The sequence below is a fragment of the Micromonospora sp. NPDC005087 genome, from assembly GCF_042872965.1.
In the GTDB taxonomy this organism is placed as follows: domain Bacteria; phylum Actinomycetota; class Actinomycetes; order Mycobacteriales; family Micromonosporaceae; genus Micromonospora.
The window spans coordinates 595,371-616,867 of record NZ_JBIALB010000001.1 but is presented as its reverse complement, the minus strand read 5'-3'; the positions used below and the strand labels follow the sequence as shown (position 1 = coordinate 616,867).

Below are 21,497 nucleotides of genomic sequence, written 5' to 3'. Positions count from 1 at the left end.
ATGCCGCTGGCCGGCACCCCGGGTGGGGGTGCCGGCCAGCGGTCAGTGTCGTGCGGTGGTGCGGTGGGGTCAGCTGTTCCAGTGCTTGGCGACCAGGTCGGTGGCCTGCTGCTCCCACTGGGCGTAGGCGTCGGGGTAGGCCGAGACCTGCACGGTCTGCGCGGCGTCGGTCAACGCCATGTCCTGCCACCCGTCGACCTGCTTCAAACCCTTGAGGAACGCGGTGGTGGAGTACTCGGGGTTGGTGATCTGCTCCGGCGTGCCCCAACCGGAGGTCGGGCGCTGCTGGAACAGGCCCAGCGAGTCATGGTCGTTGGCGTCGCCGAGGTGACCCAGGTTCTCCAGCTTCGACTCCTGCAGACTCGTGGCGATCGAGATCACCGCGGCCCGCTCAGGCAGGCCAGCCTTCTTCGTCGCCGCGATGATCGCCTTCACATTCGCGGTCTGCTCGTCGTTCAGGTCGATGTGCGACTGCGCGCCCTGCACCTTGACCGTCTGCACGGCCACCGCGACCGGCTTGCCATCCACGGGGGTGGCGGCGTGCGCGGCGATCGGACCGGCGAACACACCACCGGCGAACGCGAGACCAGCAACAGACAGCATGCTCTTACGAATGATCGTGTTCATGAGAGGTCAGCTCCTTCAGGGGGGTAGACACCCACACGCCCGCTCCGGGGGAACGGCGGCGCGCAGGGTGCGAGCACCTCGTCCGGCGCTTCAACTGCAAGGGGGGAAAGTCTTCAACGTCGGCGGCCTACGGGCGGGGGCTCGTGGCGCCGGGTCTGTGTGTAACGACCGCCGGGCCGGGGGCATTCCGGGGGGTGGCCCATCCATCGGCACCCGGTGAGCGGGGGCTCCGTTCCAGCGGCCCCCGGGTGAGGGGGTGCTGGTGCGGTCGGTCAGGGGTCTGCAACGACCGGCCACCTGCGGGCATTCCAACCCGGGCCCGGCCGCCATCCCAACCCTGCGGGGGCGGGGTGCCGGGCCGTGGTGCTGTGACCGTCAGGGTGTGTAACGACCCCCGGCCCGCCACGATTCCACCCCACGAGTGCAGCCGGTCACAGGCCGGAGTCACCCGATACCGGACATTCGACGCGGAGATTGCCGGCTGTCGCGGGCTCAACTCGACCCGGCTGGGGTTGATCGACTCGGTATCACCGATATCGGGCCATCCGGCCGCCCGGGACACCGCGGCATCCCCGAAATCGCCGACGTCCTCGAAATCGCCGACAACGCTGACATCGCTGACACGCTGACATCGAGTCGACCACCGCGAACGAGGATCAAGCGAACCCCGGGGGCGAGGTGGTCAACGAGCGATATACCTCAGAGGCATATTTATGCCTCACAGGTATACCGCCCACAACAACGACCACCCCCGCGAGAGCGGCGGGGCCGCGTCCACGGCAAGACCGAAATCCCGCCGGACGGGGCTTGCCCGAAGCCGCGCACGGGTCCGAACGGACGGCGACCACCGACGGGGTGGGGCCCGCCGTGCCCGGCGCAGGGATCAAGCCTGACCGCCCGGAGCCGGGCACGGCGGGCCCCACCCCGCACCAACCCGGCACAGCACCAAGACCTCAGCCACGACCGCGCACAAACCCGGCACACCAGCGCGACCCCGCCACGACCGGCGCAACCGCCGCGCGCCAAGCCTGATATTGCCAACGCCCGGACACCCAGCCGCCCGGACACCCAGCCGCCCGGACACCCAACCGCCCGGACACCCAACCGCCCGGACACCCAACGCACCCGAAACAGCCACGCCGACAGCAGCGGAGAGAACGCCGTGAGCGACACCAGCACCGGCGAGCGTTACCCTGACACCATGCAGGCCGTCTCCCCCACCACGACCGGCGTGGCCTTCCTGGCCCGCCCGGGTCGCCCCGCCGTGGTGGCGCGGACGCTCGTCGAGCTGGGCGGTCCCACCCGGGGCGTGGTGGAGCTACCGGTACGGCTGATGTGGAACGCCGAGCGCACCTTTGACCTCGGCGACCCCGACCAGTTGCTCTGGATGTACGAGAACGTGCTTCGGGAGACCACCCGCGCCGAAGATCTGCGCGTCCTGATCAACGGGCGGACGTTGCGCCGGGTGTGGCGGCTGTTGAACCTGCCCCGGGGCGTACGCCAGGCGTGGGAGAGCCGGCACAGGGGCCTGCGCGCGGCGTGATCGCACCACACCTGCACGAGTTCTACCGCGAGGTGGCGCGGGTGGCGCTCGCCGCAGCCGGCCCGCACCGCTTCGTGTTGGGCGGCGGGGTGGCCTGGGCCGCGCACGGGCTGGTCGCCCGCCCCACCGAGGACGTGGACCTCTTCGCCGACGTGGAGGGCGCCGCGGCGGCGGCCTCCGCCGGGGTACGCGTGGCGCTGGAATTGGCCGGGTTCACGGTCAGCGACGCCGACCCGGACAGCGACCTCGCCGACCTGTTCGACGGGTACGGGCGGGACATGAAGGACTTCGTGGTGAGCCGCGACGGGCGGCAGATCCGGCTCAGCCTGGCCCGGCTCGACCGGCAGCAGAGCCCGGTGGTGATGGACCTCGGCCCGGTGATGGACGTCCGCGACCTGGTCGCGAACAAGGTCGCGGCGTTGGTCAACCGGCGGGAGGTTCGTGACTTCATCGACGTGGCGGCGGCGCTGGAGCACTACGACGTGACCGAACTGCTGGAGCTGGCCCGGCAGGTCGACCCCGCACTGGATCCGGCGGACGTGCGGGCCGCCGGACGGTACCTGGACCGGCTGCCCGACCAGCGCTTCGGCCGCTACGGCCTGGGCCCCGCGGACGTGGCCCGGGTCCGGCAGCGCCTGGCAACCTGGCCACGCTGACCCTGTTCGCTGACCGCGCCGACCGACCATTGCGGGGGAATCGGCGGGAACGATGGGGCTGGCGTGGCAAAAGTGACCCTTGCTGGTTATGGTGCGCGAGGCGCCCACGAGGCGCGTCCACCCCATGGAAAGGCACCTCATGACCTCTCCCTCCGGCCCGTCGCGTCGCCAGGTGCTCGCCGCCGCGGCCGCGGCGGCGACCGCACCGCTGATCGCCGCCGCCCCCGCGCAGGCGGCCGGCGCGGCCCGGTCACGCACCTGGGACCTCACCCTCCTGGGCACGTCGGACACCCACGGCAACGTCTACAACTGGGACTACTACCGGGACGCCGAGTACGACGACAGCAAGCACAACGACATCGGCGTCGCGAAGCTGGCTACCCTGATCAACCAGATCCGCGCCGAGCGGCGCGGCAAGGCGACGCTGGTGCTCGACGCCGGCGACACCATCCAGGGCACGCCTCTGGCCACGTACTACGCCAAGCAGGAGCCGATCACCGCCACCGGGGAGAAGCACCCGATGGCCCGCGCGATGAACGTCATCGACTACGACGCGGTGACGCTGGGCAACCACGAGTTCAACTACGGGCTGCCGCTGCTGGACCTGTGGATCCGCCAGCTCGGTTTCCCGGCGCTCGCCGCGAACGCGGTCAACGCGAAGACCGGCAAGCCGGCCTTCCTGCCGTACGTCATCAAGAAGGTCTCTCTCGGTTTCGCCGCGCCGACCCTGCGGGTCGGCATCCTCGGCCTGACCAACCCCGGTGTGGCGATCTGGGACAAGGGCAACGTCGAGGGCAAGCTGCGCTTCGACGACATGGTCGCGACCGCGGCGAAATGGGTGCCGATCATGCGGGCCCGCGGCGCCGACCTCGTGCTGATCTCCGCGCACGGCGGTGACAGCGGCACCTCCAGCTACGGCCCGGAGCTGCCGAACGAGAACCCGGTCGCGCTGATCGCCCAGCAGGTGCCGGGGATCGACGCGATCCTCTTCGGCCACGCCCACAACGAGGTGGTCGAGCGGTTCGTCACCAACGAGCGGACCGGCGCCCAGGTGCTGCTCTCCGAGCCGTCGAAGTGGGGCCAGCGGCTCACCCGGATGGACTTCACCCTCGCTCGCGAGCGCGGCCGGTGGACCATCACCGGGAAGTCCGCCACCATGCTGAACACCAACACGGTGGTGGAGGACCCGAAGGTGCTAGCCGTCGTACGGGCGCAGCACCAGAAGACCGTGGCGTACGTCAACCAGGTCGTCGCGCAGTCCACGGTGGAGCTGTCCGCCGCGGAGTCGCGGTACAAGGACACCCCGATCCTGGACTTCATCAACCACGTGCAGACCGAGGTGGTCGGCGCGGCGCTGACCGGCACCGCGTACGCGGACCTGCCGGTGCTGTCGATCGCGGCGCCCTTCAGCCGGACCGCGGTCTTCCCCGCCGGCGACGTCAAGATTCGCGACGTTGCCGGGCTGTACGTGTACGACAACACCCTCGAGGCGGTCGTGCTCAGCGGCGCCGAGGTGCGTGCCTACCTGGAGTACTCGGCGCGGTACTTCCGCACCCTCGCGCCGGGCGCCCCGGTCGACACGGAGCAGATCAGCGATCCGGCGGTGCCGGACTACAACTACGACGTCTTCTCCGGCGTGGACTACGACATCGACATCTCCAAGCCGGTCGGGCAGCGGATCACGCGGCTGGTGCTGCCCGGCACCGACACTCCGGTGGCGGACAACGCGCAGTTCGTGGTGGCGGTGAACAACTACCGGCGCAGCGGCGGCGGCAACTTCCCCGGCATCGTCAAGACCCAGGTCTACAACGCGCAGCAGGAGATCCGTCAGCTGCTCATCGACTGGGCGCAGGCCAGGGGGACGATCGACCCGGCCGACTTCTTCCAGCCCAACTGGCGGCTGGTGCGCGAGGGCGTGCCGGTCTTCTGACCCAGGCGGGCCGGTCGGCGAACCGGTACGTACCGCGAACGGGCCGTGGGTGGCGACACCTGCGGCCCGTTCCGCGTTCTCAGCCCTGCACGTTCCAGCGGATGGGGTCCTCGGCCTTCTCCGGGCGGTCACGTCCCGGATCGGTCTCGGTCAGCTCAACCCGCTCCTCGGGGCGGACGGCGGGCGGCAGCTCCCCGAACCGGACGTGGCGCAGGAACGCGTACTCATCATCGGTGAACGGCTGCTCGGTCATCGGCGCACCCCCTGCTCCCCCGTCATTGTGTGGCGGTCGGAGCGACCCGCACCAGCAGTCCGGTCGGTGCGATTTCCCTGCCGTTCGGGTGCGGGCCGTCACCACCCGTAGGGCGTCCTAGGATACTGGGTGACCGGGGCGTTGCCGGCGAGCGACGGGTAGTCGATCCAGCACCGCGAGCGCCGCCCGGACCGACCGGCGCGCCAGCATCTCATCGAAGCTCGCCCGGCCCTGACAGAACTGAACGAACATCCGCCACCCCGGCGGGGTCGCCAACAGAGCGTGGAACGCCTCCGGGCGGCGGGTGAACAGCTCCAGCAGGCGGTACCCCGCCCGCATCGACGGCACCAGACGCTCGGCCACCGCCCGCTCGTACCCCGCCAGGTCGCCGTCGGCGACCGCCGCCCCGGCCAGCTCGCCCGAGCGCAGCGCGAAGCTGATGCCCTCCCGGCTCCACGGCTCCAGCAGCCCGGCCGCGTCCCCCACGACCAGCACCCGGCGGTGCCGCAACGGCGAATCCTCGGTACGGCAGCGAGTCAGGTGACCTGAGTCGTGCTCCGCCGGCAGCCCGCTCAGCCCCAACCGGTCGACGAACCGCCGCAGGTAGTCCCGCGTCCCCTCCCCCGCGCCCCGGCCCGCGATCACACCGACGGTCAGTCGATCGCCCTTGGGAAAGACCCACGCGTACGAGCCCGGCATCGCGCCCCAGTCCAGCAGCAGCCGCCCCCGCCACCGCTCCTGCTCCGCTGGCGGCACCGGCACCTCCAGCTCCAGCCCCAGGTCCACCTGCCGGTAGCGGACCCCCACGTGCCGGGCGGTCACCCCGGAGGAGCCGTCCGCGCCGATCACCGCGTGGGCCGTGATCGACGTGCCGTCGGCCAGTCGCAGGCGTACCACCTCGGGGTCCTGTTCGATCGCGCGAACCGCCACCCGCTCCCGCATCTGCGCGCCGGCGGCGACCGCGGCCGCGCGCAGCCGGTCGTCGAACTCCTCGCGGCGCACCATGGTCACCACCGGACTGCCGTGCCGGCGGGTGAACTCACGGCGGCCGTCGCGGGTGAACGTCACCCGGGTCACCCGGTCGTGCGCGGGCACCTCGATCCGGTCCCGCACGGCGGCCAGTGAGGTGCCGATCAGGCCACCGCCGCAGGTCTTGTAACGCGGGTGCTCGGCCCGCTCGACAACCAGGGTGCGGACGCCGGCGCGGGCGGCGGCATGGGCTGCGGAGAGGCCGGCGGGGCCGGCGCCGATGACGACGAGATCCCAGACGATCACGGGTGCAGCCTAGGGCACGTCCGCCATCCGGCCCGGCCGCGGCGCATCCCGCGGGCGGCGCCGACCGCCCGATCGGGTGGGCATCTTCGGTCACGCAGGGGGTAACCGGCGCAGCGCAACCGTCTGCGCAGGGGCGGACGAGCCAAGGAGGATGTCATGCAGCAGGTGCAACTGTCTGAGGTCGAGCAACGGGTGTACCAGGCGGTCACCACGCTCGAAGCGCGCGGCCAGGTACCATACCCGGACCTGATCGCCGAAGAGTCCGGGCTGGCCCAGGAGCAGTTGGACGCACCGCTGCACCTGCTCACCGAGAAGGGCCTGCTGCACCGCGAGGACTCACCGATGGCGGGCCTCGACTTCGGGCCCCGGTTCTGCGCGCGCCAGATGGCGTGACCCGCGGTACGGCCCTCGACGATTCGCCCCCCGGTGACCGGGGTAGCGGTCAGAAGTGATGATCGACGGTCAACGGGGGGCACGATGACAGCGGCGCGCTCGCCGCAGCCGGTCGACCCGGCGGAGAACCGACGACGCTGGCAGGCCGTCGGCGTCGGGCTGGTCGCCGCGTTCATGACGCTGCTCGACGTGAGCATCGTCAACGTTGCCGTGCCGTCCATCGACCGTGCGCTGCACGCGTCCCCGAGCGACCTGCAGTGGGTCCTCTCCGGGTACGCGCTCACCTTCGGCCTGGTGCTGGTGCCCGCCGGCCGCTTCGGTGATGCCCGTGGCCGGCGCAACGCGTTCGTCTTCGGCATCGTGCTGTTCACCGTGACCAGCGCCCTGGCCGGTCTGGCCACCTCCCCGGCATGGCTGGTCATCGCCCGTCTGCTTCAGGGTGCCGCCGCAGGCGTGGTGAACCCCCAGGTGATCGGGCTGATCCAGCAACTGTTCCGGGGGCCCGAACGGGCCCGCCCGTTCGGGGTGCTCGGCGCCACCATCGGTATCTCCACCGCGGTCGGGCCGCTGCTCGGCGGTCTGCTCATCGCGATCGGCGGCGAGGAACACGGGTGGCGGTGGGTCTTCTTCGTCAACGTGCCGGTCGGCATCGTCGCGGCGATCCTCGGCTGGCGCCTGCTGCCCGGCCGGCCCGAGGGCCAGCCGGACCGGCGCCGACTCGACCCGGTGGGCGTCCTGCTGCTCGGCGTGGGCGTGGTGCTGATCCTGCTGCCGCTGGTGCAGGAGCAGCAGTGGCGGACCCCGTGGAAGTGGGCGCTCATCCCGGCCGGCCTGGTGGTGCTGGTTGCCTTCGGGCTCTGGGAGCGGTGGTACGCGCGGCACCGCGAACCGTTGTTCGACCTGCGGTTGTTCAGCTTCCAGTCGTACACCCTGGGGTCGCTCATCGCTCTGGTCTACTTCGGTGGCTTCACCGCGATCTTCTTCATCTTCACCCTCTTCCTGCAGAACGGCCTGGGCTACAGCGCGCTCGTCGCCGGCCTCGCCATCACGCCGTTCGCCCTCGGTTCGGCCGCGGCGTCCGCGCTGGGCGGACGCATCGTCAACCGCTTCGGCCGACCGCTCGTCGCCATCGGCCTGCTCGGCGTGGTGATCGGGCTGGCCGCGACGGTGGTCGCGCTGCGCCTCGCTCCGGACGCCCCGGCGCCCTGGGTCACCGCCGCTCCGCTGCTCGTCGCCGGCGTCGGCAGCGGCCTGGTGATCGCACCCAACCAGACCCTGACGCTCGCCCAGGTACCGGTACCCCAGGCGGGCAGCGGCGCCGGCATGCTCCAGACCGGTCAGCGGATCGGCGCCGCCGCCGGCATCGCCGCCGTCGGCTCGATGTTCTTCTCGTCGCTGGCCGACAACCACGGCAACTGGACCAAGGCCTTCGAATACTCGCTCACACTGGCCACCGGGATCATCGCGCTCGCGCTGATTGCCGCGCTGATCGACATCCTGCGCACGCGCAACCACACCAGGGACTGACAACCCGAGGGGTACGCCACCAGCGGCCGGTCGTGGGTATGCCGCTGGCCGGCACCCGGGTGGGGTGCCGGCCAGCGGTCGATGTCGTGCGGTGGTGCGGTGGGTCAGCTGTTCCAGTGCTGGGCGACCAGGTCGGTGGCCTGCTGCTCCCACTGGGCGTAGGCATCCGGGTAGGCCGAGACCTGCACGGTCTGCGCGGCGTCGGTCAACGCCATGTCCTGCCACCCGTCGACCTGCTTCAAACCCTTGAGGAACGCGGTGGTGGAGTACTCGGGATTGGTGATCTGCTCCGGCGTACCCCAACCCGAGGTCGGGCGCTGCTGGAACAGACCCAGCGAGTCATGGTCATTGGCGTCGCCGAGGTGACCCAGGTTCTCCAGCTTCGACTCCTGCAGACTCGTGGCAATCGAGATCACCGCGGCCCGCTCAGGCAGACCAGCCTTCTTCGTCGCCGCGATGATCGCCTTGACGTTGGCGGTCTGCTCGTCGTTCAGGTCGATGTGCGACTGCGCGCCCTGCACCTTGACCGTCTGCACCGCGACCGCGACCGGCTTGCCCTCGACGGGGGAGGCGGCGTGCGCGGCGATCGGACCGGCGAAGACGCCACCGGCGAACGCGAGACCAGCAACAGACAGCATGCTCTTACGAATGATCGTGTTCATGAGAGATCAGCTCCTTCAGGGGGTAGACACCCACACGCCCGAGGGGAACGGCGCAAGGGTGCGAGCACCTCGTCCGGCGCTTTCAACAACACAGGGGAAAAGTCTTGGAGTTCGGCGGCCTACGGGCGGGGGCTCGTGGCGCCGGGACTCTGTGTAACGACCGCCGGGCCCGACCCATTCCAGGGGGTGGCCCATCCATCGGCACCCTGCGTGAACGGGGTGCTGGTGCGGTCGTTCGCGGGTCTGCAACGACCGGCCACCCGCGGGCATTCCAACCCGGGCCCGGCCGCCATCCCAACCCTGCGGGGGCGGGGTGCCGGGGCCGTGGTGCTGCGATCGTCAGGGGGCTGCAACGACCGCGGCCTCGCGGGCATTCCAACCCGGCGCTGGCTGCCATCCCAACCCTGCGGGGGCGGGGTGCCGGGCCGGTGGTACTGCGATCGTCAGGGTGTGTAACGACCCCCGGCCCGCCACGATTCCACCCCACGGGTGCACCCGGTCACAGGCAAGGGTCACCCGATACGGGACATTCGACGCGGGGATGGGCTCGTCCTCGCGCGCCAAACTCGGCCGGCTGGGGTTGATCGACTCGGTATCACCGATACCGGGCCATCCGGCCACCCGGGACACCCCGACATGCCGACATCGCTGACATCGAGTCGTCGACCACCGCGAACGGAGGATGAGGCGAACCTCGAGGGCGAGGTGGTCAACGAGCGGTATACCTCAGAGGCATATTTATGCCTCACAGGTATATCGCTCACAACAGCGACCGCCCCGAGAGGGCGGCGGGGCCGCGTCCACGGCAGGACCGAACGAACCGGCGAACACCACTGGGCCCCGCCAGCCCAGGCATCAGCACGAGTGGCGACCCCGCCGGGATGGGCCGCCGGACGTGGCACAGGAATCGGGCGGACGGCGATCGCCGCCGGATCGAAAGCGCGCCAAACCCCGCACGTGCAAGGCGGAACGACGACCATCGCCCACGGATAGGACTCGCCGCAAGCGCCGCAGGAATCGGGACGGCGATGACTGCCCGGATCACGGCTTGCCCAACCCGGCGCAGAGACCGGAACGAACCGACCATCCCGCCGGGGACGGGGCCTGCCCGATTCCGCGCACGGGTCGGAACGGACGGCTACCACCGACGGGGTGGGGCCCGCCGTGCCCGGCGCAGGGATCAAGCCTGACCGCCCGGAGCCGGGCACGGCGGGCCCCACCCCGCACCAACCCGGCACACCGGCCAACCGACCCCGCAGAACGGCAGGCCCAGCAGAGAGGCACGCCGCGGAAGGCGCACCGGCGTCAAGGCACAGGCAGGCTGGCGCCCGTCGGATACTCCGACGGACGCCAGCCTGAGGTGCTACCGGGCCCTGCCCGGGTTCGCGGTGCCGATCAGTGCGCGGCCCCACCAAAGCGCTGGCGACGACGCCACGCGAGGGTCAGCAGCAGCATGACCGCGCCGGCGCCGACCAGGCCGCCGCCGAGCTTCATGGGCGTGCTGAGGCTGCTACCAGTGACGGGCAGCGGCTGCTTCTTGTGCAGCACCCGAAGCTCCGTGCTGGCGCTCCGGTCGGACTCCCGACCGGCGGTGAAGGTCAGCAGACCCGTCACCGACGGCCGGTAGCTCTTGGTGAACCGGCCCTGGTAGTTGGTACGCGCCGTGAAGTTCAGCGGCGCGCTCGCCTGGTACGCCACCGGGGCCATCGCCACGGTGCTGCCGTCGCTGCGTCGGGCCGGCGCCTGACCGGCGGCCGGGGCCGCCAGCGGCGTGACCGACACGACGATGTTGACGGTCTCGTTCCGACCGAAGCCGGTGCCGGTCAGCACGACCGTCTCGCCGAGGTAGATCGTCGGCCGGTTGACGGTCAGCAATGGGGGTGCGGGCACGTACGGCGGTGGCTGTGGCGTGTCCGTGATCGACGGCGACGGCTGCGGCTGCGGCTGTGCCGCCCCCGCCGCGGTCGGCACGGCCACCACGGCCAGGCCGACCGTGAGCGCCATGACGATGCGGGATAGCCGCATGATTGGTTCCCTCCTACTGGTCACAGCTTGGTGCGGGATGAACTTGGGTGGTCCACGGGCTGGCGGTGGGGGTCAGCCACAGTTCGGCCTGTCCGACGCCGGTCTTCGCGGTCAACACGGTGACCTCTAAGACCCGTTCGGCGCCGGGGCTCGCCTCGACGTTGGCCGTGGCGACCTGCCGGCGTCGTTCGGTGCCGCTGCCCATGGCGATCTCCGTGCCGTCGAGGCGCGCGTCGAGCACACTTCCGCCCGCCGGACTGAAGATCGACACCAGCGTGCGGATGGTGTACGGGTCCCCTGCCATGCCGAGGCCGAGGACCGACTCACTGAGTCCGGACTTCGGCGCCGTCGAGCGCAGGGTCACCCGCAGCCGGAGCTCACGGCGGCCGTCGGGCCGGCATTCACCGACCGTGAGGTTCGCCGTCGGCCGCAGGTAGTAGCCGAGCTTCGCGCCGCTGCCGTCGTTGAGGAACACGCCGACCGTCGGCACGGTGTCCTGTTCCGGAAGCGTCCCGGCCATCCGGCTGTCGCCGAACGTCCGCTGTTCCTCCGGTCGGGCACTCCAGAACAATATCCGGCGTTCGGTGATAGCACGGTCGAAAGCGGACAACGACACCCGAGGGTTGACATTCTTCTTAAAAAAGGCGTCGAACACCGCTGCGGCGGACGCCGTGAAGAACGCGTCCTGCTCCTTGATGTCCAACCGCTGGTAGGTGTCGCTGAGCAGGGTCTGCACGACCTTTTCGCTGGCCAGCGGGACGCCGCCGGGCACCAGGACCGGGCCGGTCGCCTTGAGCAGGTAGGACAGCACCACCGGGTCGACGGCGAGCACGCCGTCGACCGTGGTGCCGGTCTTGCGGCGGATCATCTCCCGGTACAGCGCGGCGGCGGTCGGGAAGTGCGGGGTCAGATTGACGTCGGCGGGATAGATGCCGGGCAGATCGGTCCAGACCGCCTTGACCTCGGCGGGCAGCTTCAGTGCGGGGCTGAACCGGCCGAGGGAGGCGCTGCTGCCCTGCTGGCCCATCTTGACCTGGCCGTTCTCGGCCTCGATCATCGCGTACGCGCCGAACATGCCGCCGGTGGCGCGCAACTCGGCCAGGTTCTGCGAGACCAGCAGGTACCGACGCGGGCCGTTCGCGCCGAGTAGCGGCGGCAGCAGTCGTGCGCCCTGGTCGGCGGCCGTGGTGAGGCCGGCCAGCCGGTCGATCTCGCCGCGCAGGTCGGTCAACGCCTGCCGGATCTGGCTGACCAGCCGGTCGGCGGGCACCGCGGCCAGGTCGCGACGGGTGCGCTGCACCGCGCCGTCCACCCGGGACAGCTCGGCGGACGCCCCGCTGAGCCGTGCCAGATCCAGCCGACCCTCGGTCGGCACCAGGCTGGTCAGGTCCATCCGGAGCAGCGTCGGGAACGCCTGCCGGGCCAGTTCGTCGATGGCCACGGCGATCTGTCGGACCGCGCCGAGATCATCACCGGCGATCGGGGTACGTCGACCGAGCTTCCAGGCAGGGTCGGCGGTCGCGGCCCGGGCCGCGCCGGACTGCTCCTGGAGGGCGGCGAGGGTCCGCAGGGCACGATCGGTGTCCCCACCGACCACCTGGGCGCTCAGCTCGCGGGCCAAGCCAGCGGCGTTGAGCAGGTGGGCCCGGGCCTGCCAGCCGCGGAAGCCGATCCACCCGCCGGTCGCGAGCAGCAACGAGCCGACCACCAGGGCACCCAGGAGGGCCCGTCGCAGTCGGGCACGCCGGCGACGCCTGGACCGGCTTCGCCGCCGGCTCGGTCGTTCGCTCTCCTCCGTCACACCACACTCCCATTTGGTGGAATCGGACAGAAGGTCCGATATCCCTGACGTTCTTAGCATGCGTCGAGGGACTACGTACCGTTTTAGCGATTCTCGTCCTTTACGCGAGGTTCCCTCGCGGGTCGACGCGCTCGGTGACCCGGCCGGCCGCCTCGTGCAGCAGCCGCTCGATCCGGTCCACTCCGGCCGGCAACGACATCTCCCGCAGGTACGCCTCCCGGCCCCGGCGGCCCATCTCCGCGCGCGCGGACGGGGGGATGGTGGCGGCAAGCCAGAACCGGTCGGCCAGCGCGGCCCAGTCCTCCGGCGGGCAGGACAACCCGGCCCGGACGCGTTCCACCAGGTCGGCGGTGTCCCCGCCGGCCGACGCGACCACCGGCGCGGCGCAGGAGAGCGCGGCCTGCAGCTTGCCGGGCACCATGCCCCGCAGCTCCGGCAGGTCGCGCAGCATGACGAGCTGGTAGTCGGCGGCGGCGTACAGCTCGGGCATGTCCACCGGGGAGCGTCGCTCCACGAAGCGGACGTTCTCCGCGCCCAGGTCGGCGGCGAGCCCCCGCACCCGCCGCTCGTCGCTGCCCGAGCCGACCAGGACCAGCTCCATCGTGCGGTCCAGCGCCGCGGCGGCCCGTACCGCGGTCTCCAGCCCCTGCCGGGCACCGATGGTCCCGGCGTGCATCACCACGCACCGACCGTCGCGCCCGACCAGCTGGCGGGCCGCCGGCCCGGGCGTCGCCGGGTGGAAGATCCGCTCGTCGGTCCAGTTCAGCACCAGCCGGACCCGGGCCGGGTCCGCGCCGGCGGCGACCACCAGGTCCCGCATCGACGGCGCGGCCACGGCGACCCGCGCGGCGGCCCGGTAGACGCGGGCCATCGCGGCGCCCATCCGTGCCGCCCAGCGTCCGTCGCCGGCCTCGTCACCGCCGTCGCGCGCCCAGACGTCCTGCACGTGCACCACCGCCGGCACCCGGCCGAGCAGCCGGAGCACTCCGGCGGCGGCGAATGTGGTGGCCGGCAGCTGAAAGACGTAGAGCGCGTCCACGCCGCCGAGGAACCGGCGTGCGGTCAGCGTCGCGCTGCCGGCGAAGGAGAGATAGCTGGCCATCCTGCCGCCGGTGGACGCGCCGCCACCGGAGTACCGGGGCACTCGACGCACGGACAGCCGCTCGCTGTGCGTCTCGTGGTGCCAGTGCTGGCGCCAGCCCGGGTAGACGTGCCCACCCGGGTAGTCCGGGAACCCGGTGAGCACCCGAACCTCGTGCCCCCGTGCGGCCAATTCCTCGGCGAGGCTGCCGGGGATGAACGCCGGCTCGGGCGGAAAGTGGTACGACAGGATGCCGATCTTCATCGGGCCACCGCCGTCCACGATGGATCCGCCTCGGCCGGCGCGGCACCGCGACCGGCGGGGGCCCGGTCCGCGTACGATGCCGACAACCCCTCCCCGCGCGGCCACCGGCGTCGACACACCGCGCCAGCGGTGCGTCCGCCCGCGTCCGTACCGATGAAAGGGGCACCAATGGTCGACCGCGTGCTGTTCGTCTGCCACGCCAACCTGTGCCGGTCGCCGATGGCCGAGTACCTGGCCCGCCGACTGCTCGCCGACCGGCCGGTCACCGTGGCCAGCGCCGGCACCGACGCGATGGACGGACTCGCCATGCACCCGTACGCCATGGAGATCGCCGCCGAGGCCGGCGCGGACCCGGCGCCGTTCCGCAGCCGGGCGCTGCGCGCCGAGCATCTGGCGGACGCGACGCTGGTGCTGACCGCGACCCGGCGCCAGCGGTCGGTCTGCACCGCGCTGGCGCCGACCGCGCTGCACCGGACGTTCACCCTGCGCCAGTTCGGCCGGTTGGCCGCGGCGGCCGAGCCGCAGGCCGAGTCGGCCGACGACTCGCTGCGGGCCGCGATCGCCGCCGCCGCCCACGCCAGGGGGCGGCTGCAACCCGCCGCCCCCGACGCGGACGACCTACGGGACCCGATCGGCGGCACCGCCGCCGACTTCCGACGCTGCGCCGAGGAGATCGAACGATCGCTACGACCCCTCGCCGCGCTCATCGGGGCAGCCGGGTGAGTTCCTGGGTGCGGTCGCTGACGCCGTTGACCCCGGTGCTCTCGCTGTGCCGGGCGGACGTCGCCCGGTCGGTCGGGACCGACGGCGTGGCCGTGGAGGCGACCACCCGGTAGGCCTCGTACTGGTACGCCTCGGCCTTGGTCACCTTGGCCATGTTCAGCACGCAGCCGAGCAGCCGGACCGAGACCGAGTGCAGGGAGCGGGCCGCCGCGGCCACCTGGGTCCGGGAGGTCCGACCCTGCTGGGTCACCAGCAGCGCGCCGTCGGCCTGCACGGCCACCACCACGCCGTCGGTCACCGCGAGCAGCGGCGCGGTGTCGATGATCACGATGTCCGCCGACTCGCGCAGTGCCAGCAGCAGGTCCGCCATCGCCTTGGAGCCGAGCAGCTCACTCGGGTTCGGCGGGGCGGAACCGCTGGGCAGCACGAGCAGGGACTTGTCGCCCCAGCGCTGCACCACGTCGCCGACCTGGACGTCACCGACCAGTACGTCGGTGAGGCCGACCCCGGCGTCCAGGCCCAGGTACTCATCTACCTTGGGGCGGCGCAGGTCCGCGTCGACCAGCAGCACCCGCCAGCCCGCCTCGGCCAACGCGATGGCCAGGTTGCAGGAGAGCGTGGTCTTGCCCTCGCCCTGCAGAGCGCTGGTCACGGCGATGACCCGGGCCGGCTCGTGCACGTCCACGAAGCGCAGGTTGGTACGCAGCTTGCGGACCGCCTCGGCCCGCGCCGAGGTCGCGGCGTCGCCGACGATCAGCGGTGCGGAGCGGGCGCCGCTCTCGAACGGGATCTTACCGAGCAGCGGGCTGCCGGTGGCACGTTGCAGACCGGCGGCGTCGCGCAGCCGCACGTCGGCCACGCCGCGCAGGATCGCCAGGCCGACGCCGAGCAGCAGACCGGCCAGCCCGCCGAGAGTCATGTTCCGTACCGGCTGCGGCGAGACGGGGCTGGCGCTGACCCGGGGACCGTTGACCACCTCGATCTTGATCGGCGCCTTGCCCTCGGGTGGCGTCTCGACCCGCTGCACGAGCTCGACGAACTTCGCGGCGAGGGTCTCTGTCACCCGCAGTGCCCGACTCTGGTCGGTGTCGGTGATCGACGCGCGCAGCAGGACGGTGCCGGCCTCGGTGGAGGTGCTCACCCGGCGCTGCACCTCGTCCGCGGTGAGCCCGACCGGGTTCTCGGCCACCACGCTCTGCGCGAGTCGGTCGCTGCTGAGCAGGTCGGCGTACGACTTGACGCGCTGCTGAAGGAAGAGCCCACCCTGATAGGCCTCGGCGACGCCCTGGTTGGGGGTGGTGACGAAGAACGTCACCGAGGCGACGTACCGGGGTTGGGCCCGTACGGTCACGAACGCCGAGACGCCCAAGGCCACCATGACGGTGACCAGCACGACCCACCAGTGCCGACGCACGTGGCGCAGTTGGCGGAGCAGGTCCATCAGGCGCGCCTCCGTGCCGGTCCGGTTACGCCAAAGAACTTCACGAAAACCCCCAAGGTCGTTTGTAAACTCGTGAAACCATTAAAGCCGCTCATACGCCTTATGTCCGGGGTTATGCGTTTTCAGCGGTGACAAGTGCGCCCGCATGCCCAACCCGAGAAACGTCCATTCGGCAGCGGTGACATCGGGGAAAAGTCGACAGCCGATCGGCCGGCACCGGATCGCCCCTGTGGTCGCCGGCACGGACGAGCCCGGATAGGGTCGACAGCGGTGTGCCGGGAAGCCTGGTCGGCGAATGGATTCCTGCCGTCCCGACATCCCGAGGTGAGCGCCGCCGATGACCGACCGCACCCCACCGTCCGACCGGTCCCGGCCGACGCGGCTGTTCTCCCGATCGTCCTGGCCCGAGTCCCGGCACCTGGCCGACGTGCTGCGCACCGAGACCGTCGGCGGCGCGCTGCTGCTGCTCGGCGCCGTGCTCGCGCTGCTCTGGGCGAACTCCCCGTGGGCCGACTCGTACGCGCGGCTGAGCCACTGGGCGCCCTGGCCCGGCGGCGCACGCTGGCACCTCGACCTGGACCTGGCCACCTGGGCCGCGGACGGCCTGCTGGCCATCTTCTTCTTCGTGGTGGGCCTGGAGCTCAAGCGGGAGTTCGTCGCCGGTGAACTGCGCGACCCACGCCGCGCCGCGCTGCCGGTGGTGGCCGCGCTCGGCGGAATGCTGCTGCCCGCGCTGATCTACCTGGCGGTCGTCCTGACCGCGGGCGGGGAGGGGCTGCGCGGCTGGGCGATCCCGACCGCCACCGACATCGCCTTCGCGCTGGCCGTGCTCGCCGTGGTCAGCTCACACCTGCCCCAGGGCCTCCGCGCCTTCCTGCTCACCCTCGCGGTGGTCGACGACCTGTTCGCGATCACCATCATCGCGATCTTCTACACCGCCGACTTCCATCCGGCACCGCTGCTCGCCGCGCTGGCGCCGATCGCGCTCTTCGCCCTGCTGGTGCGGCGCGGGCGCACCTGGTGGTGGGCGCTGATCCCGCTCGCGGTGGCCACCTGGGCCCTGGTGCACGCCTCCGGGGTGCACGCCACGGTGGCCGGTGTCCTGCTCGGATTCACCGTGCCGGTGCTGGCCACCCGCAGCCGGGCGGGCGGCGCGCAGGCCGCCGACCGGCCGGCGGTCGGTGCGAGCGGGGATGCCGGCGGGCTCGCCGCGCACCTGGAACACCGCTGGCGACCGGTGTCGGCCGGCTTCGCGGTGCCGGTCTTCGCCCTGTTCGCCGCCGGCGTGACGCTGCGCGGCACCGACCTGGGCGCCCTGGTGACCGACCCGGTGGTGATCGCCATCGTCGCCGGCCTGGTATTCGGCAAGAGCATCGGAATCTTCGGGGCGACCTACCTGCTGGCTCGGTTCACCCGCGCCGAACTGGACGAGGACATCACCTGGTCCGACCTGCTCGGGATCGCGATGCTGGCCGGCGTCGGGTTCACCGTGTCGCTGCTCATCGGCGACCTGGCGTTCGGCGCCGGCAGCACGGCCGACGACCGGGTCAAGGCGGCCGTGCTGACCGGATCGTTGATCTCCGCCGGGTTGGCCGCCATCGTGCTGGTACGTCGCAACGCCGTGTACCGGCGGGTGGCGGAGCGGGAGCGGCTGGACGCCGACGGCGACGGCGTGCCCGACGTCTATCAGCGCAACGGCGACCGCTGACCGGGACGCCCAGCCCGGCGGCCGACCACAGCGCTTTCCCGGCGGCCGCCGTCGACCGGGGCCCGCCGCCGCCGTCCGGTCAGCGGCCGCGTTCGGCGGGCCGGCGCTCCTCGGTCTCCTCCGACAGCGCCTCGGCCGCCGGCTCGGTCAGGTCGTCGCCGGGCACCGCCACCTCCTCGGCGAGGTCCTGTTCGTCCGGCTTCCCGCCGGGCGGCGGCTCGGGAGCGGTGGCATCGCCGGCGAAGCCGTACTCGTTCGGTTCGTCGTGCCTGCTCATGTGGTCGTCCTTCCACGTGCGCCGGTTTCGCCTCGTACCGCCAACGGTAGGTGGTGACCGTCCGCGGCGCAGGGCCGCCGGAATTGTCGACGCGACCGCGGCGGGAAGGCGCCCAGCGCCACCCCGAGCAACTGGCGCAGCGCGACGATCGCCGCCGAGCCGACCAGGGAAGCCCAGCTCGGATCGCCGGCCAGCCGGAGCAGACCGGCCGCGGTCAGCAGGTCCAACAGCACCCGGACGGCGGTCCGGACGGCCCCGGTGCTGAGCAGGGTGACCACACCGGCGACCAGGGCCAGCGCGGTCACCGCGGTGACCAGCGCGCCCATCACGTGGAGCGCTCCCCCTCGGTCACCTGCCGCTGCTCCTGACGGATCTCCCGGCCCAGGAAGTAGTTCAGCGCCGTCCGGATCGTGGCGATCGCAGCGAGCTGGCCGATCTGGGTGAACGACGGCGACACCGCGGTGCGCAACACGTCGGCCGCCAGCTGGAACTCCAGGCCGAGGGTCAAAAACCGGCCCAGGGTGAGCCGGATCGGCGTGAAGACAGCGGCCGTGCGGTGTCGCAGTCCCTCGACCACGAACCGCACCGCCGCCCAGACCGCGCCGACGAAGATCACCAGAGCGCCCGCGACCTCCACCACGGCGACCAGCACCGCGTCACCCTGGCGCAGTAGCTCCCCCGCATCCACCCCGGGCCGTTACCCGCCGCAGGGGCGGGTAGTCGGCGCTCAGGTCAGCTGGCTCACCGCCTCCAGGATCAGCCAAAGGCCGCAGATGGCGAAGAGCACCGCGGCGCCGTACTTGATGGCCTTCTCCGGCAGGCGGCGGCCGAGCATGCGGCCGACCAGGATGGCCAGCGCGTCCGCGGCCACCATGCCGATGGTGGAGCCCAACCAGGTGCCGAACCAGCCGTACTTGGTGGCCAGCGTGATCGTGGCGAGCATCGTCTTGTCGCCCAGTTCGGCCAGGAAGAACGCCACCGACACCGCGACGATCGCGGACTTGCTGGTCTTCTCGGCCTTGCGCTTCTCCTCGTCGGTCAGGCTGTCCCCGCGCAGGGTCCACGCGCCGAAGGCGAGGAACGCCACACCCGCCACCAGGGTGATCCACTCGGTGGGCAGCACGGAGCCGAGACCCGAGCCGATGGCGACCGACGCCAGGTGCACCACGGCCGTGGCGACGGTGATGCCGATCAGCACCGGAACCGGCCGGAACCGCGTGGCGAAGGTCAGCGCCATCAACTGGGACTTGTCCCCCAGCTCGGCGACGAAGATGACGCCGAAGCTGATGACCAGCGCGGCGAAGAATCCCTCCATGACACCCTTCCCGTTCACGCCGGGAGGAGGTGCAGGGGCGCCCTCGACCCGGCTCCAAAAGCCTGAGTCGAAGGTCTCGCCCGCCCCGGAGACCGGGGCCGCGTGGCCGGATGCGGAACGCACCAGTATGTCGACCACGACATTGGGGGCTACTCCCCTTCGCGCGACCAGCCTAGCCGATCACCATTCGGACCGGCGGGGGCGGGTGAACCAGCTCACCGCGCCCGGGCCAGGGTCACCCCGAAAAGCCCATCCGGGTCGGTCCAGAACTCCGCCGCGACAAAACCCGCCGCGGCCAGCTCGGCGGCGACCCCCGCCGGGTGGAACTTCGCCGAGACCTCCGTGCGCAGCTCCTCCCCCGCGGCGAACTCCACGGTCAGGTCCAGCACCCGGACCCGCATCGGCCGGGTCGCCCGCAGCCGCATCTCGATCCACTCATGGTCCGGATCCCAGCGGGCGACGTGCTCGAACGCCTCCGGATCGAAGTCGGCGCCCAGTTCCCGGTTGATCACGTGCAGCACGTTCCGGTTGAACTCGGCCGTCACCCCGGCCGCGTCGTCGTACGCTTGCACGATCACCGACGGGTCCTTCACCAGGTCGGTGCCGAGCAGCAGCCAGTCGCCGACCTCCAGCGCGGCGCGCATCGCGGCCAGGAACTCCGCCCGCTCGGCCGGCAGGAGGTTGCCGATGGTGCCGCCGAGGAACACCACCAACCGCCGGCCGCCGGTGGGCATCCGGTCCAACTGCCGGGTGAAGTCCCCGACGATGCCGCGGACCCGCAGCCCCGGATAGTCGGCGGCGATCTCGGCGGTGGACCCGCGCAGCGCGCTGACCGACACGTCGAGCGGGACGAACGTGCCCAGACCGCCCTGGCGGGTGAAGGCGTCCAGCAGCAGCCGGGTCTTCTCGGACGAGCCGGAGCCCAGCTCGATCAGTGTCTTGGCCCCGGTCAGCGCCGCGATGTCGGGAGCCCGCTCGGCCAGCACCGCCCGCTCGGCCCGGGTCGGGTAGTACTCGGGCAAGCGGGTGATCTCCTCGAACAGCTCGCTGCCCCGGGCGTCGTAGAACCACTTCGGCGGCAGCCACTTCTGCTCGGCGCTCAGCCCGGCGCGGACGTCCTGGCGCAGCCCCCGCTCCAGGTCCTGCTGTTCGAGGTAGATCTCCAGCGGTTCCGCCGTCATCATATCGCCTCTCTCGGATCGGTCAACCGTTGCGTGCCCCGCCGGTGCGGCTCACCGGGTCGGCAGTGGGCTCACCCGCACCTCGCTCGCAGTGGCGGTCACCAGGTGCCCCTCCGGCACCGGCCGCCAGCCGGGGTCGTCGTCGTGCGGCTCGGAGACGAGCAGCACCGAGCCGGCCCCCGCGCGTACCGACAGCGCGTGCCCGGCCACGCTGGCCACCGCCCGGCGCCCGTCGGTGAGCAGCAGGTTGAGCCGTGACCCCGGCGCCGCCGCGGCGACGTCGGCCACCGTCCGACCGACCGCCTCCACCGGATCGGCGCCGGCGCGCAGCCGCTGCCGGACCAGCGCCCAAAGCAGCGCCGAGTCGGTGGCGGCGTCCAGCGTGAGCAGGTCGCGCACCGGCAGGCCGGCGGCGAGCGGCACCACGGCGTCGGGCCAGCCGCGCACCACCCCGTTGTGGCTGAACAGCCACCGCCCCTCGGCGAACGGCGCGGCGGCGCCGTCGAGCACCGCCATACCGACGGTGGCCGAGCGGACCGCGGCGAGCACCGCACCGGCGCGGGTCACCGCCGCGAGCTGGGCGATGGTCGGGTCGCTCCAGATCGGCTGGGCACGCCGGTAGCGCACCGGGTCGCCGTCACCCGGGTACCAGCCGACGCCGAACCCGTCGGCGTTGATCGTGCCGCCGCCGCGCATGTCGCGGGGCGCCCACGACTGCCGCACCAACGAGTACGGAGGATCGAACAGCAACTCGGCCAGGGTGACCGGTGGCCCCAGGTAGGCCAGGTGGCGACACATCAGCGCCCCCGGCCGGC

21 protein-coding genes are annotated in these 21,497 nt (G+C 71.8%); 7 read left to right on the top strand and 14 right to left on the bottom strand.

Going from position 1 to position 21,497, the window contains the following annotated elements:
- Positions 1 to 69: 69 nt before the first annotated feature.
- Positions 70 to 627 (bottom strand): hypothetical protein, encoded by a 558-nt coding sequence (locus tag ACFYPS_RS02850; protein WP_387322381.1) that lies wholly within the window; start codon positions 625 to 627, stop codon positions 70 to 72.
- 1,201 nt (positions 628 to 1,828) lie between these two features.
- On the opposite strand from ACFYPS_RS02850, the gene ACFYPS_RS02845 reads away from it, so the two are divergent.
- The 3 genes from ACFYPS_RS02845 to ACFYPS_RS02835 all read left to right on the top strand — a co-directional run bounded on the left by ACFYPS_RS02845 (position 1,829) and on the right by ACFYPS_RS02835 (position 4,756).
- On the top strand, positions 1,829 to 2,170 hold the full coding sequence (locus ACFYPS_RS02845; RefSeq protein WP_354968799.1) for a hypothetical protein: 342 nt from the start codon (positions 1,829 to 1,831) through the stop codon (positions 2,168 to 2,170).
- Positions 2,167 to 2,826, top strand: a complete 660-nt coding sequence (locus ACFYPS_RS02840) for a nucleotidyl transferase AbiEii/AbiGii toxin family protein (RefSeq protein ID WP_354968798.1) — start codon at positions 2,167 to 2,169, stop codon at positions 2,824 to 2,826. Before ACFYPS_RS02845 ends, ACFYPS_RS02840 begins: the two co-directional genes overlap by 4 nt.
- 139 nt (positions 2,827 to 2,965) lie before the next feature.
- The gene (locus ACFYPS_RS02835; protein ID WP_354968797.1) at positions 2,966 to 4,756 is read left to right on the top strand and encodes a 5'-nucleotidase C-terminal domain-containing protein; all 1,791 of its coding nucleotides are present in this window, start codon (positions 2,966 to 2,968) and stop codon (positions 4,754 to 4,756) included.
- 79 nt (positions 4,757 to 4,835) lie between these two features.
- Here the strand turns inward: ACFYPS_RS02835 and ACFYPS_RS02830 are convergent, their stop codons facing one another.
- Both ACFYPS_RS02830 and ACFYPS_RS02825 read right to left on the bottom strand, forming a co-directional pair.
- Complete coding sequence (locus tag ACFYPS_RS02830; RefSeq protein WP_354968796.1) at positions 4,836 to 5,009, bottom strand: hypothetical protein; 174 nt, start codon at positions 5,007 to 5,009, stop codon at positions 4,836 to 4,838.
- 117 nt (positions 5,010 to 5,126) lie between these two features.
- Positions 5,127 to 6,284: a geranylgeranyl reductase family protein gene (locus ACFYPS_RS02825; RefSeq protein ID WP_354968795.1), complete on the bottom strand. Its 1,158-nt coding sequence runs from the start codon at positions 6,282 to 6,284 to the stop codon at positions 5,127 to 5,129.
- Between the two features lie 156 nt (positions 6,285 to 6,440).
- Here ACFYPS_RS02825 and ACFYPS_RS02820 point away from each other — a divergent pair, with 156 nt between their 5' ends.
- Positions 6,441 to 6,677 (top strand): hypothetical protein, encoded by a 237-nt coding sequence (locus tag ACFYPS_RS02820; protein ID WP_354968794.1) that lies wholly within the window; start codon positions 6,441 to 6,443, stop codon positions 6,675 to 6,677.
- Between the two features lie 84 nt (positions 6,678 to 6,761).
- A complete protein-coding gene (locus tag ACFYPS_RS02815; RefSeq protein ID WP_354968793.1) occupies positions 6,762 to 8,204 on the top strand; it encodes an MFS transporter in 1,443 nt (480 codons plus the stop codon).
- Between the two features lie 104 nt (positions 8,205 to 8,308).
- Here the strand turns inward: ACFYPS_RS02815 and ACFYPS_RS02810 are convergent, their stop codons facing one another.
- The 4 genes from ACFYPS_RS02810 to ACFYPS_RS02795 all read right to left on the bottom strand — a co-directional run bounded on the left by ACFYPS_RS02810 (position 8,309) and on the right by ACFYPS_RS02795 (position 14,037).
- A complete protein-coding gene (locus ACFYPS_RS02810) occupies positions 8,309 to 8,866 on the bottom strand; it encodes a hypothetical protein (RefSeq protein WP_387322377.1) in 558 nt (185 codons plus the stop codon).
- Between the two features lie 1,395 nt (positions 8,867 to 10,261).
- Complete coding sequence (locus ACFYPS_RS02805; protein WP_354962173.1) at positions 10,262 to 10,891, bottom strand: hypothetical protein; 630 nt, start codon at positions 10,889 to 10,891, stop codon at positions 10,262 to 10,264.
- Positions 10,892 to 10,904: 13 nt separating this feature from the next.
- Positions 10,905 to 12,599 carry a DUF4012 domain-containing protein gene (locus ACFYPS_RS02800; RefSeq protein WP_354962174.1) on the bottom strand — a complete coding sequence of 565 codons (1,695 nt, stop codon included), beginning with the start codon at positions 12,597 to 12,599 and terminating at the stop codon, positions 10,905 to 10,907.
- Positions 12,600 to 12,792: 193 nt separating this feature from the next.
- Positions 12,793 to 14,037, bottom strand: coding sequence for a glycosyltransferase family 4 protein (locus tag ACFYPS_RS02795; RefSeq protein ID WP_354962175.1), 1,245 nt, complete (start codon positions 14,035 to 14,037; stop codon positions 12,793 to 12,795).
- 168 nt (positions 14,038 to 14,205) lie between these two features.
- Here ACFYPS_RS02795 and ACFYPS_RS02790 point away from each other — a divergent pair, with 168 nt between their 5' ends.
- On the top strand, positions 14,206 to 14,760 hold the full coding sequence (locus ACFYPS_RS02790) for a low molecular weight phosphatase family protein (protein ID WP_354962176.1): 555 nt from the start codon (positions 14,206 to 14,208) through the stop codon (positions 14,758 to 14,760).
- Here ACFYPS_RS02790 and ACFYPS_RS02785 read toward each other — a convergent pair.
- Positions 14,741 to 16,201, bottom strand: a complete 1,461-nt coding sequence (locus ACFYPS_RS02785; RefSeq protein WP_354962177.1) for a polysaccharide biosynthesis tyrosine autokinase — start codon at positions 16,199 to 16,201, stop codon at positions 14,741 to 14,743. The two genes, ACFYPS_RS02790 and ACFYPS_RS02785, sit on opposite strands and share 20 nt — an antisense overlap.
- Positions 16,202 to 16,538: 337 nt before the next feature.
- Between ACFYPS_RS02785 and nhaA the strand changes: the two genes are divergently transcribed.
- Entirely contained in the window at positions 16,539 to 17,909 is a 1,371-nt protein-coding gene (gene nhaA, locus ACFYPS_RS02780) for a Na+/H+ antiporter NhaA (protein WP_354962178.1), read from the top strand.
- A gap of 79 nt (positions 17,910 to 17,988) precedes the next feature.
- Here the strand turns inward: nhaA and ACFYPS_RS02775 are convergent, their stop codons facing one another.
- The 6 genes from ACFYPS_RS02775 to egtC form a co-directional block, all read right to left on the bottom strand.
- Positions 17,989 to 18,186, bottom strand: a complete 198-nt coding sequence (locus tag ACFYPS_RS02775; RefSeq protein ID WP_354962179.1) for a hypothetical protein — start codon at positions 18,184 to 18,186, stop codon at positions 17,989 to 17,991.
- The gene (locus tag ACFYPS_RS02770) at positions 18,183 to 18,515 is read right to left on the bottom strand and encodes a hypothetical protein (protein ID WP_387322374.1); all 333 of its coding nucleotides are present in this window, start codon (positions 18,513 to 18,515) and stop codon (positions 18,183 to 18,185) included. Before ACFYPS_RS02770 ends, ACFYPS_RS02775 begins: the two co-directional genes overlap by 4 nt.
- Positions 18,512 to 18,874 carry a DUF1622 domain-containing protein gene (locus tag ACFYPS_RS02765; protein WP_354962182.1) on the bottom strand — a complete coding sequence of 121 codons (363 nt, stop codon included), beginning with the start codon at positions 18,872 to 18,874 and terminating at the stop codon, positions 18,512 to 18,514. The genes ACFYPS_RS02770 and ACFYPS_RS02765 overlap by 4 nt, the downstream gene beginning before the upstream one ends.
- A gap of 39 nt (positions 18,875 to 18,913) precedes the next feature.
- Positions 18,914 to 19,501, bottom strand: a complete 588-nt coding sequence (locus ACFYPS_RS02760; protein WP_354962183.1) for a TMEM165/GDT1 family protein — start codon at positions 19,499 to 19,501, stop codon at positions 18,914 to 18,916.
- A gap of 215 nt (positions 19,502 to 19,716) precedes the next feature.
- The gene (egtD, locus tag ACFYPS_RS02755; RefSeq protein ID WP_354962184.1) at positions 19,717 to 20,682 is read right to left on the bottom strand and encodes an L-histidine N(alpha)-methyltransferase; all 966 of its coding nucleotides are present in this window, start codon (positions 20,680 to 20,682) and stop codon (positions 19,717 to 19,719) included.
- Positions 20,683 to 20,733: 51 nt separating this feature from the next.
- Positions 20,734 to 21,480 carry an ergothioneine biosynthesis protein EgtC gene (gene egtC / locus ACFYPS_RS02750; RefSeq protein WP_354962185.1) on the bottom strand — a complete coding sequence of 249 codons (747 nt, stop codon included), beginning with the start codon at positions 21,478 to 21,480 and terminating at the stop codon, positions 20,734 to 20,736.
- Positions 21,481 to 21,497: the final 17 nt, after the last annotated feature.

Excerpts from the sequence above, each read along its gene's own strand:
- ACFYPS_RS02850 (WP_387322381.1), bottom strand. The coding sequence starts at position 627 with ATGAACACGATCATTCGTAAGAGCATGCTGTCTGTTGCTGGTCTCGCG.
- ACFYPS_RS02845 (WP_354968799.1), top strand. The coding sequence starts at position 1,829 with ATGCAGGCCGTCTCCCCCACCACGACCGGCGTGGCCTTCCTGGCCCGC.
- ACFYPS_RS02835 (WP_354968797.1), top strand. The coding sequence starts at position 2,966 with ATGACCTCTCCCTCCGGCCCGTCGCGTCGCCAGGTGCTCGCCGCCGCG.
- ACFYPS_RS02830 (WP_354968796.1), bottom strand. The coding sequence starts at position 5,009 with ATGACCGAGCAGCCGTTCACCGATGATGAGTACGCGTTCCTGCGCCAC.
- ACFYPS_RS02820 (WP_354968794.1), top strand. The coding sequence starts at position 6,441 with ATGCAGCAGGTGCAACTGTCTGAGGTCGAGCAACGGGTGTACCAGGCG.
- ACFYPS_RS02815 (WP_354968793.1), top strand. The coding sequence starts at position 6,762 with ATGACAGCGGCGCGCTCGCCGCAGCCGGTCGACCCGGCGGAGAACCGA.
- ACFYPS_RS02810 (WP_387322377.1), bottom strand. The coding sequence starts at position 8,866 with ATGAACACGATCATTCGTAAGAGCATGCTGTCTGTTGCTGGTCTCGCG.
- ACFYPS_RS02805 (WP_354962173.1), bottom strand. The coding sequence starts at position 10,891 with ATGCGGCTATCCCGCATCGTCATGGCGCTCACGGTCGGCCTGGCCGTG.
- ACFYPS_RS02795 (WP_354962175.1), bottom strand. The coding sequence starts at position 14,037 with ATGAAGATCGGCATCCTGTCGTACCACTTTCCGCCCGAGCCGGCGTTC.
- ACFYPS_RS02790 (WP_354962176.1), top strand. The coding sequence starts at position 14,206 with ATGGTCGACCGCGTGCTGTTCGTCTGCCACGCCAACCTGTGCCGGTCG.
- ACFYPS_RS02785 (WP_354962177.1), bottom strand. The coding sequence starts at position 16,201 with ATGGACCTGCTCCGCCAACTGCGCCACGTGCGTCGGCACTGGTGGGTC.
- nhaA (WP_354962178.1), top strand. The coding sequence starts at position 16,539 with ATGACCGACCGCACCCCACCGTCCGACCGGTCCCGGCCGACGCGGCTG.
- ACFYPS_RS02775 (WP_354962179.1), bottom strand. The coding sequence starts at position 18,186 with ATGAGCAGGCACGACGAACCGAACGAGTACGGCTTCGCCGGCGATGCC.
- ACFYPS_RS02760 (WP_354962183.1), bottom strand. The coding sequence starts at position 19,501 with ATGGAGGGATTCTTCGCCGCGCTGGTCATCAGCTTCGGCGTCATCTTC.
- egtD (WP_354962184.1), bottom strand. The coding sequence starts at position 20,682 with ATGACGGCGGAACCGCTGGAGATCTACCTCGAACAGCAGGACCTGGAG.
- egtC (WP_354962185.1), bottom strand. The coding sequence starts at position 21,480 with ATGTGTCGCCACCTGGCCTACCTGGGGCCACCGGTCACCCTGGCCGAG.